Origin of the sequence: Pasteurella atlantica (assembly GCF_963693435.1) — a bacterium.
In the GTDB taxonomy this organism is placed as follows: domain Bacteria; phylum Pseudomonadota; class Gammaproteobacteria; order Enterobacterales; family Pasteurellaceae; genus Phocoenobacter; species Phocoenobacter atlanticus.
Genome location: NZ_OY856306.1, coordinates 658660 through 672405 on the forward strand (window position 1 = coordinate 658660; position 13746 = coordinate 672405).

Sequence of the window (13746 nt, forward strand, 5' to 3'; positions counted from 1 at the left end):
AAAAAGGTTTATTATGAAAAATGTTTTGTCCATTCAATCTCACGTTGTTTACGGTTATGCGGGTAATAAAGCAGCTGTATTTCCAATGCAAATGTTGGGTATTGATACTTGGGCATTAAATACTGTACAATTTTCCAACCATACTCAATATGGTAAATGGACAGGTATGGTTATACCCCAAGAACAAATTACAGAAATTGTACAAGGTATTGATAATATTAATGCTTTAGCTGAGTGTGATGCGGTGCTTTCAGGTTATATTGGTGCGGCTAGTCAAGGTAGTGCAATTTTAGAGGCTGTGGCTAAAATTAAAGCCAAAAATCCAAATGCAATTTATTTTTGTGATCCCGTAATGGGACATCCTGATAAGGGCTGTATTGTGGCTGATGGTGTTGCAGAGTTTTTACGAGATGAAGCAATGGTAAAGGCAGATATTATTGCCCCAAATCTTGTAGAACTACGTGAGTTAACAGGATTGGAAGTAGAAAATTTTGATCAAGCCTTAAGAGCTGTTAAAGCTATTCAATCGAAAGGGGTTAAAAAAGTCTTAGTTAAGCATTTAAGCAAAGTAGGGCAAGATCCTAATCAATTTGAAATGTTATTAGCAAACGAAGAAGGTATTTGGCACATTAGTCGTCCATTGCATACTTTTAAAGCAAAAGATCCCGTGGGAGTGGGTGATTTGACCAGTGGTATCTTTTTAGCGAATTTATTAAACGGAAAATCTGATTTAGAGGCTTTTGAACATACTGCTAATGCTGTAAATGATGTAATGACGGTCACTCAAAAAAGTGGTAAATATGAATTACAAATTATCTCTGCTCGTGAGTTTATTGCTCAGCCAATAAGCCAGTATAAAGCGGTAAAAATTAGCTAAATATGGGCTAAATTAAATATTAAGGGATACGTTTAATGAAACAGTATCCTTTAATTTTTTATCATTCTATGATTGACGACATAATGTTAATGTTTCCTCAATCAACCTTAACGCAATGGTTCCTTTTGGCGGTAATTGAGGTAACGGTTTATCATAATCAAACCATCCTGCATCAAAAATTTCCTCTTCTTGTAAGGTAATTTCGCCGCTCTCATAATCCGCTAAAAACCCTAACATTAAAGAATCGGGAAATGCCCAAGGTTGGCTGCCAAAATAACGGATATTTTTAATTTTTATTCCTGTTTCTTCAAATACTTCACGTTCCACGGCTTGTTCTAAGGTTTCCCCTGTTTCAACAAAACCCGCTAAATTGGTATAAATGGTGCCTTTATGGCGTAAATGGTTTGCCAATAAGATTTGATTATCTCGTTTTATTGCGACAATAATTGAGGGGCTAATTTTAGGATAAACACGGCTACCGCAAGCATCACAATGTAATGCCATTTCATCACTTGCTTTATAAAAAGGTTCTCCACAGCTACCGCAAAAACGATTTTTTGTAAAAAAATGATTTAAACTGACCGCTTTGTTTAATAAATAAAAATGTTGTTCTGATTGAAACAGTTGTGAACGAAGAGTAACAAAATGTTCATTTAATTCATTCTCTTGTGTGGGAATAAGCCATACAGGAAAACCATTATATTGAGCAATTTCAATTCCTTTTTTTCCTTCTAAACCACAGGATTGAGCAGTACCAAAGGGAATGTTATTATTGGGTAAATAAAGTTGAGATTGGTAAACGTGTAACCAATAACACTGTTGATGTTGAGGTAATAATTTCATCTAATTATCCTTAATATCAGTAAATTTTGCATTTGTGAGTTGGGCTAAATCTTGTGGAGCAAGTTCAATATCCAGCCCTCGCTTTCCGCCTGACACAAAAATAGTATTAAATTGCTGTGCTGAGCTATCAATAATGGTGGCTAGGCGTTTCTTTTGCCCCAATGGACTAATACCTCCCAGCAAATAACCTGTTGTTTTTTGTGCTACGGTTTTATCCGCCATTTCCATTTTTTTAATTGCTAATGATTGTGCCGCTTTCTTTAAATTAAGGTGAGAAGAAACAGGAACAATCATCACCGCCAATTTTTTCTGATCACCATTTTGAGCCACTAATAATGTCTTAAACACTTGTTGTGGATTTAATCCTAACTTATCTACCACTTCTTGTCCAAAATCAGATGTATTAGGATCGTGATCATAAGGATGAAGTATAAAGGGTATTTTGTGCTTTTTAAGTAAATTTACAGCGGGTGTCATTATTTTATTATCCTCAAAAATGAAATGAAGCGGTATGATTTTAATACTTTTTTGCAAAAAAGAGTATAAGGTAAGCTCGTATTTTGAAATTTGTCTCTATATTGTGCAATATAAATTTAACCTAGGCTGATTATAGACAAAAAGCCGTTATAATTGCTTATAACGGCTTTGAGTTAAAATTTTAAATTACAATACTTTTTTCAAACCTTCAATTGCGGCGGTTACACTGCGAACTTCAACGGTTTTAGCATCTTCTTCGTTTGGAATTTCTTTTTGAGTACGGTTTACAATAACACCTGAAACCATCGCTGCTTTTAATCCTAATGCGTGACACATTGTGTAAAGCGTTGCAGATTCCATTTCAAAGTTCATTACACCAAGGTCTTGCCATAATTCAAGGTTACCCTGATAATCTTTCCATACTTTACCCGTATATGTGTCATAACGTTCTTGACCTGGATAGAAAGTATCTGATGATGCTGTTACACCGATATAAGTTGGATAGTCACACTCTTTTGCTGCGTCATATAACGCTTGAGTTAACCCAAAATCAGCTACTGCAGGAAAGCATAATGGTGCAAAATGTTGGCTTGCACCATCAAGACGTACAGCACCAGTTGTAACAAGAACATCACCAATGTTGATATGTGGTTGAATTGCCCCTGTTGTACCGATACGTACAAAGTTACGTACACCAAGTTGTGCTAATTCTTCAACACAGATAGATACAGATGGACCACCAATACCAGTTGAACAAACCACAACAGGCTTGCCATTAATATAACCTAACCAAGAGGTATATTCGCGAGTTGAATTTAAGAATTTTGGATTGTCCATATATTTAGCAATACGCTCACTTCGTGCTGGATCTCCAGGTACGATAGCGTATTCTGCACCTTCTAACATTGCTCTAGTTAAACCTAAATGGAAAACTTCAGACATTTTATTTCTCCTTATTTTATGTAATTATAAATCTACTTTAGAGGGGTTAATATTTCTCTTAATTGGATTCTGCATAGAAACGATGGTTTCTGTTGATTGAATTTCATCAAGAGATTGAATTTTTGTGGAAAGTAATAGATGAAGTTCCTCAATGGTATGAGTCATTACTTTTAAGAAAATGGAATAATTTCCAGTGGTATAATAGGCCTCTATCACTTCATCAAATTGGTGTAATTTTTGAATAACTGCACTGCAATCTTTCGCACTTTTTAAGATCACACCAACAAAACAACAAACATCATAACCCAGCTTTTGTTCATCAATACAAATCTGAGTGCCTTTAATTAAGCCTGATTGACGCATTTTTTCAACTCGAACGTGGATAGTACCAGCACTCACTTCAAATTTTTTTGCCATTTCAGCATAAGGCGTTCGAGCATCAAGGGTTAATGTTCGCAGAATTTGTCGATCAAGTTGATCTGTAGATACTAAGTTCTGGTAATTTTTCATCATTTCATCCTACAATTTGTGGTGCTATTAAAATATATCTATCTATATCTCATATTTTTAAATATATTCCAATTATATCGCTAATATACTAATAATGAGAAGATCTCATTTTAATAAATGTGAGGAAAATCACAAATTTTATTGAAAAATAGTGAAAATTTTACAACTAATATAATTCTAACAATGACGCAAAGGATTTCGTTTTTTAAAATAAATTTTTATTTTATGGTTTTTCCAGTAAAATGAACTATATTTACCAAAACAAGCGGTAAGATAGTAATATAAATTTGCAAAATTAAGGTATATAAATGAAATCATCGCAATCTCTTTTTGAAAAAGCACAACAAGTTATCCCAGGTGGTGTAAATTCACCAGTACGTGCATTTAAAGGTGTGGGAGGCACACCTATTTTTATTGAAAAGGCACAAGGTGCTTATATTTTTGATAGTGAAAATAATCATTATATTGATTATGTTGGGTCTTGGGGACCGATGATCTTAGGGCATAATCATCCTAAAATTTTAGATGCAGTGATTAAAACGGCTCAAAACGGATTAAGTTTTGGAGCACCAAGCCCTTTAGAAACAGAACTTGCGGAATTAGTTTGTAAACTTATCCCTTCTATTGAAAAAGTCAGAATGGTCAGTTCTGGTACAGAAGCGACAATGTCAGCGATTCGCCTTGCTCGAGGTTATACCAATAGAGATAAAATTATTAAATTTGAAGGCTGTTATCACGGACATTCTGATTCACTATTAGTAAAAGCAGGATCGGGTGCATTGACGCTTGGTCAACCAAGTTCACCAGGTGTGCCTGAGGATTTTGCTAAGCATACACTTACTTGTGAATATAATAATCTCGATTCTGTTAAACAAGCATTTGAGCAATATCCTAATGAGATTGCTTGTTTAATTATTGAACCCGTAGCAGGAAATATGAATTGTATTCCTCCACAAGAGGGATTTTTACAAGGCATTCGAGAGCTTTGTACTCAATACGGCACGGTTTTTATTATTGATGAAGTAATGACAGGTTTTCGAGTGGCGTTAGGTGGAGCTCAAGCCTATTATAATGTCACGCCAGATTTAACTACCTTAGGAAAAATTATTGGCGGTGGAATGCCTGTAGGGGCTTTTGGTGGTAAAGCTGAAATTATGGATTATATTGCCCCAACAGGACCTGTTTACCAAGCAGGTACATTATCAGGCAATCCTATTGCAATGGCAGCAGGAATGGCTTGTTTGACAGAACTTTCAAAACCTGAAAATGAGCAGCTACTTGCATCGAAAACAAAACAATTGGCAGAAGGCTTAAAAGCGCTGGCGAATAAACATTCTGTACCGTTTTTGGTTAATTATGTTGGGGGAATGTTTGGTTTATTTTTTACCGACCAATCTTCGGTGACAAGTTATAAAGATGTAATGCAGTGTGATGTTGCAATGTTCAATGCATTCTTCCATAAATGTTTAGAAAAAGGTATTTATTTTGCTCCATCAGCTTTCGAGGCTGGTTTTATGTCTTTAGCCCATAGTGATCAAGATATTGCAAAAACATTAGAGGTTGTAGATAAAGTCTTTGCTGAACTTAAGACGCTGAATTAAAAAAATAGTATTTAAGCGGTATGATCTTGAATAAAATTTGCAAAATCCCAAATTTATTAATATTAGGAATAAAGTAATGAAAGAAGAAAATCAAACTATCTCACAGCAAACGGAAACCACTCATTTTGGGTTTAAAACGGTTGCTAAAGAAGAAAAACAGCAACTTGTCGCACAAGTTTTCCATAATGTAGCGGGTAAATATGATTTAATGAATGATCTACTTTCTTTCGGTATTCATCGAATTTGGAAACGCTTTACGATAGATTGTAGTGGAGTAAGACAAGGGCAAAAAGTTCTCGACCTTGCGGGAGGAACAGGGGATTTTAGTGCCAAATTTTCTCGACTTGTTGGTTCAACAGGGGAAGTTGTATTAGCGGATATTAATAGTTCAATGCTAGAAGTAGGGCGTGAAAAGCTACGCAATTTAGGTGTTGTGGGTAATGTGAGTTATGTGCAAGCCAATGCAGAAAGTTTACCTTTCGCTGATAATACCTTTGATTGCGTTATTATCAGTTTTGGGTTACGTAATGTCACTGATAAAGATAAAGCACTGCGTTCAATGTATCGAGTGCTAAAACCGGGTGGACGTTTATTAGTATTAGAATTCTCTAAACCAATTATTGATCCTATTAGTCAGGCTTATAATTTTTACTCTTTTAATATTTTGCCAAAAATTGGTGAAGCAGTAGTGAATGATGGTGACAGTTACCGTTACTTGGCAGAATCCATTCGAATGCACCCGAAACAAGATGAATTAAAAGAAATGATGCAACAGGCGGGTTTTGAAAGTGTGAATTACTATAATTTAAGTGCAGGTATTGTTGCTTTGCATAGAGGGTATAAATTCTAGGAGAGACTAATGTTAGAACAATTAAAACAACAGTTTATGTTATCTCAAGTAACCATTGGTACGCTAGAAATGGGCTTTAATTATTTAATTAACCGCTCACCTCATTGTTTGCCAACCTTAAAAAAACTGAAAGATAGCACCTTACATATCAAATTATTACAACCTGAATTTGAATGTATCATTAATTTTAGTGAAACCCAAACAGATTGGCTCTCTCATTATGAAGGAAACCCAAGTTGTTGCCTTAGTTTACAAAGCTCGGTATTACCAAAATTAGCAGATAAAACGAAACTAACGGAGCTAATCAATAATAAAACTTTACTTTTAGAGGGTGATATTCAGGTTTTACAACATTTTGTTCAGCTTCTTGATGAATTGGAAAAAAATCCAGCTGAGTTACTCTCGCCTTTTGTCGGTGATGTTATTGCACAAAGCTCAACAGATGTTGCTGGTTTTTTATTTAATAAAGCTAAACAACAAATAGCCAAAAATAGTGAACATATAGTCGATAATCTTATTAATGAACGTTCTGTCTTAGTTCATCAATTAGAAATTGCAAATTTTTGTGATGAAGTGACCGCTTTGGAAAAACAAGCTAATCAGCTAGAAATGAAGGTAAGAAATAGCGGTTAGATTTTTTTTACAATTTACAAAAAAAAAGACCTCATACCAAAATATGAGGTCTTTTTTTCACCTAATGTGATTTATGTTCTATTTATAACGTTCTGTACGTAATCCCAATACCAAACTCACACACATTAACAGTAGAATAATCGTAAATGGTAAAGCGGTTGAGATTGCTCCAGCTTGGAGTGCTTGAATTGCTTCTGTACCTCCAACCCAAATTAATGCTGCAGCAATGGCACCTTCGATTGTTGCCCAGAAAATACGTTGTGGAACAGGGGCATCCATTTTTCCGCCAGCCGTGATACTATCAATAACCAGTGAACCTGAATCTGATGAAGTTACGAAGAAGACTAATACTAAAATAATCCCCACTACAGAAAGAATGCTAGAGAAATTAAGTACATCAAACATTTGGAACATAGCAAGAGAGACATCTTTTAAGCCTTCTTGACCTAATACACCCACTTTATTGATCACTTGATCAAGTGCAATACCACCAAAAGTTGACATCCAAACTAAGGTTACTAAGGTTGGAACAATCAATACGGCAAGTAAAAACTCACGAATGGTACGTCCTTTTGATACTCGAGCAATAAACATACCAACGAATGGAGACCAAGAGAACCACCACGCCCAGTAGAATACCGTCCAACCTTGGAACCAAGCTTCGTCTTCACGTCCGAAAGGATTACTTAATGGAATAATATTTTTTACATAAGACATTAATGTTCTAGGTAAAACATCTGAAACAATACCAATATTTAACGCAGCAACAAATACTAATAATGCAACTGCAATTCCCATATTAACATTACTTAATAATTTCACTCCACCATCAATACCTTTTATCACAGAATATAAGGCAACAGCAGTGACCGCAATAATGACAATAATTTGTAAGCTTATTGAATTTTCTAAGCCAAATACGTGATGCATACCACTGGCAGCTTGTTGAGCACCTAGTCCTAAGGATGTGGCTAACCCAAATAAAGTGGCAACCACTGCAAGAATATCAATAATATGTCCAATCCAACCCCACGTTCTTTCACCTAATAATGGATAAAATACTGAGCGGATAGAAAGAGGTAAACCTTTATTGTAGGTAAAAAATGCGAGTGAAAGTCCTACTAAGGCATAAGCAGCCCAAGGATGTAAACCCCAGTGGAACATTGTGGCGCCCATTGCTAAATCTGCAGCTTCTGGCGTGTTTGCAATCACATTTAGTGGTGTTTTATACCAACCAGTATAATAGGCTACAGGTTCTGCCACACTCCAGAACATTAAACCAATCCCCATTCCTGCTGCAAATAACATTGCAAACCAAGAGACTCGTGAATGCTCTGGTTTTGCATCAGCTCCGCCTAAACGAATACGTCCAACGGGTAATACAATTAACGCTAAACAAAAAATAACGAAAATATTTCCAGCTATGATAAATAAACTGTCAAAATTACCAATGATTTTCCATTTAATCCCATCTAATACTTCTTTTGCTGTGTGAGAATCAGCGATCAACACAGCGGCTAAGAAAAGAATGATTAATCCTGCACTAATACCAAATACGGCATTATGGATATCAAAACCCCATTTTTGAATATTATCTTGTCCGATTTCGTAATCAGTATTATGAATACTGTACTTATCGTGATGTTTTTTTTGTTTCATATTTTCCTCTAAATTTGAATAAAAACTCCGTATATACTACCACTATCTACTATTTATAACAAATAAATACATTATTTTACTGTTTTTTTATCCAGTTTTTGTGTATCCTAAATGCTCATATTTAATAGATGGAATAGAACAATGATCGGACGATTACAAGGTAAAATTATTGAAAAATCGCCACCCGAAATTGTATTAGATGTACAGGGTGTTGGCTATGAATTATTACTTCCAATGACTAGTTTTTACAACTTGCCAAAAGTTGGTGAAGAAACCACGCTTTTTACTCATTTAAGTATTAGAGAAGATGCTCATTTACTCTTTGGGTTTTCTGAGAAAATTGATCGCACCTTATTTCGAGATCTGATTAAAACGAATGGTGTCGGACCTAAACTTGCTTTAGCCATTCTTTCTGCAATGTCTGTTTATGATTTTGCGACAGCGGTAGAAAACGAAGAAGTAACAAAATTAACAAAAATTCCAGGAATTGGTAAAAAAACTGCTGAGAGGCTCTTGGTTGAATTAAAAGGAAAATTCAAATCAATGGCTCAAACAGAGTTCTTTATGCAGCAATCTTCTCAAGAGATGACGGCTATCAATAAACCAAGCCCAACAGGTGAAGCAAAAGAAGCATTAATTGCACTTGGTTATAAAGCAACAGAAATTGAAAAAATGCTCAAAAAAGTATCACAACAAGATCTAACCAGTGAACAAATTATTAGAGAGGCGCTGAAAAAGTCGCTATAATATTAGCCACTTACTAAAAAATTCACCTAAATTACACAAGCGGTCAGATTTGAGTAAAAATTTACCAAAATATTGAAGGAATAAAAATGGCGTGGATACAAATTCGCTTAAACAGTACAGATGATAAAGCAGAACAACTTAGTGAGTTTTTTGAAGAATGGGGAGCGGTATCTATTACTTATATGGATAGCCAAGATACCCCAATTTTTGAGCCATTACCGGGCGAAACTCGTTTATGGGGCAATACGGATGTCGTCGCTTTATTTGATGCAGAAACAGAGATGAAACCAATCATCACAGCACTACAACAAAGTAGCATTATTGCACCTGATTTTGCTTATAAAATTGAACAGATTGAAGATAAAGATTGGGAGCGAGAATGGATGGATAATTTCCATCCAATGCAATTTGGCAAACGTTTGTGGATTTGTCCAAGTTGGCGAGAAGTACCAGATCCAAATGCAGTAAATGTTATGCTCGATCCCGGTTTAGCCTTTGGAACAGGTACGCACCCAACCACAGAACTTTGTTTACGTTGGTTAGATAGCCTAGATTTAGAAGGTAAAACCGTGATTGATTTTGGTTGTGGTTCAGGCATTTTAGCGATTGCTGCCTTAAAATTAGGGGCTAAATCGGTGATTGGAATTGATATCGATCCACAAGCAATCACTGCAAGCAAAATGAATGCAGAGCAAAATGGTGTGGCAGATAAATTAGCCTTATATTTACCCGAGGATCAGCCACAAAATTTACAAGCGGATGTAGTTGTCGCTAATATTCTTGCAGGTCCGTTAAAAGAGCTTGCCCCTTTGATTATTAACTTAGTAAAACCACAAGGTTTATTAGGGCTTTCTGGGATTTTAACCACCCAATCGGAATCAGTTTGTGAAGCTTATCAACAAGATTATGAGTTAGATCCTGTGGTAGAAAAAGAGGAATGGTGTCGAATCACAGGCATTAGAAGAGGGTAAAAATGAAAAAAATACTGTTATTAAATGGTCCAAATTTAAATATGTTAGGAAAACGTGAACCAGAAATCTACGGTTCACAAACTCTTGTAGATATTGAACGACATCTTCAACAACTCGCAAAAGAGCAAGGTGTTGAGTTAGATTATTTCCAATCAAACAGTGAAGAGGCATTGATTAATCGTATCCATCAAGCTTTTCAGCAAGTCGATTTTATTTTATTTAATCCCGCTGCTTTTACTCACACTAGCGTTGCATTGCGTGATGCAATACTTTCTGTTGATATTCCTTTTGTGGAAATCCATTTGTCTAATGTCCATTCTCGTGAAGCGTTTCGCCATTATTCTTATTTTAGCGATATTGCACAAGCTGTTATTTGTGGCTGTGGGATAAAAGGCTATGAATATGGGCTAGATTTTGCAGTACAGCAATTAGCAAAATAAAATATTTCAGATAAAAATTATTTTGAGTGATAGAGTCAAATCTAACTTGAACTAACTACTAAAATTCCCTCCTCCGCTTGCGGGGGAGGGCTAGGGAGGGGGGATGGTATTACTTTTTTGCAAATTTTCGATCAAATGTTACCGCTATAATTAAAAGGCTCGTTATAGTAAAAAAATTATCGTAATTTTTTCGCTAACATTGTCACAAATTGTAATTGAATTCGGTTACCATCTGCATCAACTCGATGTAACTTTCCAAGATCTTCATTATATTTTACCAATTCCCAATCTTGATAATAATTTTTCAATTCATTCTCTTTAAACGCAAAAGGGAAAGGTTGAGTACAAGGATATGCTTTAGTATCCATCGCACAGACAATTAAATTATACCCACCCACTTTTGTTTGCTGCTGCATATTTTTAATAATATCAGGAATACGATCTGCTTGTAAGAACATCATCACCACAGTTGAAACAATAAAATCATATTGCTCTTTTAAACTTGCATTGTGAATATCATAAGTATGAGCATCAATAGAGAGATTTTCTTGCTCAATAATACGATTTAAAAAAGCAATACTTTCAGGATTATGGTCAACAGAAGTAACGTCAAAGCCTAATAAATTTAAATAAAGTGAGTTACGTCCACGTCCACAGCCAAGGTCTAACACTTTACCTTTTGGTACAATATTTACTGCATTTAATACTTCAGAATGTGTTTTGGTTAAATTATATTTTTTAGCATAAAAATCTTCTGGTTGACAATAAAATGCTAACTGACACTCTAAATCATCAGAAATCGCTTCTACTTTATGCCAAAGCTGAGGGGTAACAAAATCTGCTTGATTTTCAGGTGATAAAATAACAGAATTAACTTCCTGTCCCTCTTCTGTTAATTCATAAAATTTTAATTTACCTTTTAAAACAGTCAGTTTTCCCCAAGTTCCTTCTTTTGTATTATGCTTTTCCTGAAACATTTTAGGTAATGAATCTTTATTCCATACAGGCATAGTTTTATAACAAATTAAGTTTTGCATCATTTTTTCCTTATTACTTAATGTAAAATTTTCATAAAATAAGTGTATATGAAACAAACTTTAAAGCCAACTATTTTAGTCAGGTATTAGGTATTTTTTCTTTCTTATAAAATAAAACTACATTCACTTTTTTTCATATTTTTTAATCAAACAAATCCTATAATTTTTATAAATGAGAATAAGATCACAAAAATTTTTATAAAAATACATTATTATTCAAAACCTTATTTTTATTTTAAAACTTACTCATTAAAAGGGGTCAATATGATTACTCAACTCATTAACGAAAAGCTGATTTGCTTGGATCTAAAAGCAACCACAAAAGACGAGGTATTCCGTGAATTAACGGAAATACTCAATTCACAAGGAAAACTAAAAAATCCTGAACAATTTTTAAGAGATGTTTATGCACGTGAACAGATTGGTAATACAGGATTTGAAAACGGTATTGCCATGCCACACGCTAAAAGCTCAGCCATTACTGAGCCTGCTGTCGTAGTAGGGATTAGCCGTAGTGGTATTAATTATGATGCCGAAGATGGTGAATTATCTAAATTATTTTTTATGATTGCTTCACCCGATGATGGTGCAGATCATCATATTCAAGTATTAGCAGAGCTTTCTTCTAAATTAATTGAAGACGGTTTTGTTGAAGCTCTTTTCAATGCAAAAACTAATAGTGAAGCCCTTGCATTATTACTTTCTGAGAAAAAATCTATCACAACAACATCAGCAAACAAAGGCTTTCTTATTGGGGTAACAGGTTGTCCAACGGGCATTGCACACACTTATCTTGCCGCAGAATCCCTTGAAAAAGCAGCCGCTGAAATGGGATATAGCATTAAAGTGGAAACCAATGGCTCAATTGGGGTACGAAATTCACCAACAAAAGAAGAAATCGAACAAGCCACTGCTATTTTAGTATGCTGTGATAAACAGGTGGATATGGCTCGTTTTAATGGTAAAAAAGTCATTCAAACTGGTGTAAAAGCACCAATAAACAATGCCAAACAAGTGATTGAACAAGGTTTACAAGCTCCTATTTTTGTAGCAGATAGTAAAGAAACTAACCAACAAGCTAACATAAAATCTAACCGTTCCACCTTATATCGTTATTTAATGAATGGAGTATCACATATGATTCCATTCGTAGTAACAGGCGGTTTAATGATTGCTCTTTCTCTCGCACTTGGAGGTGAACCGACACCCAAAGGTATGCAAATTCCTGACGGTAGCTTGTGGAATCACGTTTTTAATGTTGGGGTGGTTGCCTTTACTTTAATGATCCCAATCCTTGCAGGTTATATCGCTTATGCGATCGGGGATCGTGCGGCCCTTGCTCCGGGTTTCATCGGTGGTTGGATTGCCAATAATGGTTCTTTCTACGGTGCATCAGCAGGAACTGGGTTTATTGGTGCTATTATTGCGGGTTTACTTGTTGGTTACTTTGTTCGTTTTATCGTACAACAAAACTACAGTAAAATGGTTGCCCCTCTCGTGCCTATTATGATCGCCCCAATCTTAGGAAGTGTCTTTATCGCCACCCTTTTTATTTTTGTTATCGGTGCACCCATTGCGGATTTAATGCAATGGTTAAATGCTGTATTAACAGAAATGAGTACTGGAAACGTGATTTTACTGGGTATCGTACTCGGTGGAATGGCTGGTTTTGATATGGGGGGACCTGTGAATAAAGTGGCATTCCTCTTCTCTGTGGGAATGATTGCAAACGGTCAAACACAATTTATGGGTGCAATGGCAGCCGCTATTCCTGTCGCACCACTTGGAATGTTCCTTGCAACCGTAATGGGACGTAAACTAAATCTCTTTGAAGAATCTGAAATTGAAGCTGGTAAAGCATCAGGTGCAATGGGCTTAGTGGGTATTTCAGAGGGAGCGATTCCATTTGCGGCACAAGATCCATTATCTGTTATTCCAGCAAACGTCATCGGTTCAATGGTTGCAGCAGTATTAGCCTTCTCATTCGGCATTACCAATAGCGTTGCACACGGTGGACCAATCGTTGCCCTACTTGGTGCAATGAATAAACCCGTATTAGCACTACTTTGTATGCTTTCAGGTGCTGTGGTAACCGCAATTGTTTGTATCGCACTGAAAAAAGTACGTCAGGCTAAAATGGCGACAGCATAAAATAGCGT

14 protein-coding genes are annotated in these 13746 nt (G+C 35.6%); 8 read left to right on the forward strand and 6 right to left on the reverse strand.

Annotated features, from left to right (window positions below; all coding sequences use genetic code 11):
* Positions 1–13: 13 nt before the first annotated feature.
* The gene (gene pdxY, locus U9966_RS03165) at positions 14–877 is read left to right on the forward strand and encodes a pyridoxal kinase PdxY (protein ID WP_306346321.1); all 864 of its coding nucleotides are present in this window, start codon (positions 14–16) and stop codon (positions 875–877) included.
* A 66-nt stretch (positions 878–943) separates the two neighbouring features.
* Here the strand turns inward: pdxY and nudC are convergent, their stop codons facing one another.
* The 4 genes from nudC to asnC all read right to left on the reverse strand — a co-directional run bounded on the left by nudC (position 944) and on the right by asnC (position 3652).
* Complete coding sequence (gene nudC / locus U9966_RS03170; RefSeq protein WP_306346320.1) at positions 944–1720, reverse strand: NAD(+) diphosphatase; 777 nt, start codon at positions 1718–1720, stop codon at positions 944–946.
* Positions 1721–2197, reverse strand: a complete 477-nt coding sequence (ybaK, locus tag U9966_RS03175; protein WP_211599060.1) for a Cys-tRNA(Pro)/Cys-tRNA(Cys) deacylase YbaK — start codon at positions 2195–2197, stop codon at positions 1721–1723. It lies immediately after the preceding gene.
* A 186-nt stretch (positions 2198–2383) separates the two neighbouring features.
* The gene (gene udp / locus U9966_RS03180; RefSeq protein ID WP_306346319.1) at positions 2384–3139 is read right to left on the reverse strand and encodes a uridine phosphorylase; all 756 of its coding nucleotides are present in this window, start codon (positions 3137–3139) and stop codon (positions 2384–2386) included.
* Between the two features lie 24 nt (positions 3140–3163).
* Positions 3164–3652, reverse strand: coding sequence for a transcriptional regulator AsnC (gene asnC, locus U9966_RS03185; protein WP_370685830.1), 489 nt, complete (start codon positions 3650–3652; stop codon positions 3164–3166).
* 305 nt (positions 3653–3957) lie between these two features.
* On the opposite strand from asnC, the gene hemL reads away from it, so the two are divergent.
* The 3 genes from hemL to U9966_RS03200 all read left to right on the forward strand — a co-directional run bounded on the left by hemL (position 3958) and on the right by U9966_RS03200 (position 6733).
* Positions 3958–5250 carry a glutamate-1-semialdehyde 2,1-aminomutase gene (gene hemL / locus U9966_RS03190; RefSeq protein WP_306346318.1) on the forward strand — a complete coding sequence of 431 codons (1293 nt, stop codon included), beginning with the start codon at positions 3958–3960 and terminating at the stop codon, positions 5248–5250.
* A 76-nt stretch (positions 5251–5326) separates the two neighbouring features.
* Positions 5327–6100 (forward strand): bifunctional demethylmenaquinone methyltransferase/2-methoxy-6-polyprenyl-1,4-benzoquinol methylase UbiE, encoded by a 774-nt coding sequence (ubiE, locus tag U9966_RS03195; protein WP_211597356.1) that lies wholly within the window; start codon positions 5327–5329, stop codon positions 6098–6100.
* 9 nt (positions 6101–6109) lie between these two features.
* Positions 6110–6733, forward strand: a complete 624-nt coding sequence (locus U9966_RS03200) for a ubiquinone biosynthesis accessory factor UbiJ (RefSeq protein ID WP_306346317.1) — start codon at positions 6110–6112, stop codon at positions 6731–6733.
* Positions 6734–6811: 78 nt separating this feature from the next.
* On the opposite strand, the gene U9966_RS03205 is transcribed toward U9966_RS03200, so the two are convergent.
* Entirely contained in the window at positions 6812–8392 is a 1581-nt protein-coding gene (locus tag U9966_RS03205) for a BCCT family transporter (RefSeq protein WP_306346316.1), read from the reverse strand.
* Between the two features lie 141 nt (positions 8393–8533).
* Between U9966_RS03205 and ruvA the strand changes: the two genes are divergently transcribed.
* The 3 genes from ruvA (at position 8534) to aroQ (ending at position 10550) form a co-directional block, all read left to right on the forward strand.
* Complete coding sequence (gene ruvA, locus U9966_RS03210) at positions 8534–9139, forward strand: Holliday junction branch migration protein RuvA (protein ID WP_211597359.1); 606 nt, start codon at positions 8534–8536, stop codon at positions 9137–9139.
* Between the two features lie 86 nt (positions 9140–9225).
* The gene (prmA, locus tag U9966_RS03215) at positions 9226–10110 is read left to right on the forward strand and encodes a 50S ribosomal protein L11 methyltransferase (protein WP_306346315.1); all 885 of its coding nucleotides are present in this window, start codon (positions 9226–9228) and stop codon (positions 10108–10110) included.
* 2 nt (positions 10111–10112) lie between these two features.
* Positions 10113–10550 (forward strand): type II 3-dehydroquinate dehydratase, encoded by a 438-nt coding sequence (gene aroQ, locus U9966_RS03220; RefSeq protein WP_306346314.1) that lies wholly within the window; start codon positions 10113–10115, stop codon positions 10548–10550.
* A gap of 176 nt (positions 10551–10726) precedes the next feature.
* Here the strand turns inward: aroQ and tehB are convergent, their stop codons facing one another.
* Positions 10727–11587 (reverse strand): SAM-dependent methyltransferase TehB, encoded by an 861-nt coding sequence (gene tehB / locus U9966_RS03225; RefSeq protein WP_306346313.1) that lies wholly within the window; start codon positions 11585–11587, stop codon positions 10727–10729.
* A gap of 264 nt (positions 11588–11851) precedes the next feature.
* On the opposite strand from tehB, the gene U9966_RS03230 reads away from it, so the two are divergent.
* Positions 11852–13738 (forward strand): PTS fructose transporter subunit IIABC, encoded by a 1887-nt coding sequence (locus U9966_RS03230; RefSeq protein ID WP_306346312.1) that lies wholly within the window; start codon positions 11852–11854, stop codon positions 13736–13738.
* Positions 13739–13746 lie beyond the last annotated feature (8 nt).

Bases quoted from the DNA above. Each gene is read 5' to 3' on its own strand.
- pdxY (WP_306346321.1), top strand. From the start codon at position 14: ATGAAAAATGTTTTGTCCATTCAATCTCACGTTGTTTACGGTTATGCG.
- nudC (WP_306346320.1), bottom strand. From the start codon at position 1,720: ATGAAATTATTACCTCAACATCAACAGTGTTATTGGTTACACGTTTAC.
- ybaK (WP_211599060.1), bottom strand. From the start codon at position 2,197: ATGACACCCGCTGTAAATTTACTTAAAAAGCACAAAATACCCTTTATA.
- udp (WP_306346319.1), bottom strand. From the start codon at position 3,139: ATGTCTGAAGTTTTCCATTTAGGTTTAACTAGAGCAATGTTAGAAGGT.
- asnC (WP_370685830.1), bottom strand. From the start codon at position 3,652: ATGATGAAAAATTACCAGAACTTAGTATCTACAGATCAACTTGATCGA.
- hemL (WP_306346318.1), top strand. From the start codon at position 3,958: ATGAAATCATCGCAATCTCTTTTTGAAAAAGCACAACAAGTTATCCCA.
- ubiE (WP_211597356.1), top strand. From the start codon at position 5,327: ATGAAAGAAGAAAATCAAACTATCTCACAGCAAACGGAAACCACTCAT.
- U9966_RS03200 (WP_306346317.1), top strand. From the start codon at position 6,110: ATGTTAGAACAATTAAAACAACAGTTTATGTTATCTCAAGTAACCATT.
- U9966_RS03205 (WP_306346316.1), bottom strand. From the start codon at position 8,392: ATGAAACAAAAAAAACATCACGATAAGTACAGTATTCATAATACTGAT.
- ruvA (WP_211597359.1), top strand. From the start codon at position 8,534: ATGATCGGACGATTACAAGGTAAAATTATTGAAAAATCGCCACCCGAA.
- prmA (WP_306346315.1), top strand. From the start codon at position 9,226: ATGGCGTGGATACAAATTCGCTTAAACAGTACAGATGATAAAGCAGAA.
- aroQ (WP_306346314.1), top strand. From the start codon at position 10,113: ATGAAAAAAATACTGTTATTAAATGGTCCAAATTTAAATATGTTAGGA.
- tehB (WP_306346313.1), bottom strand. From the start codon at position 11,587: ATGCAAAACTTAATTTGTTATAAAACTATGCCTGTATGGAATAAAGAT.
- U9966_RS03230 (WP_306346312.1), top strand. From the start codon at position 11,852: ATGATTACTCAACTCATTAACGAAAAGCTGATTTGCTTGGATCTAAAA.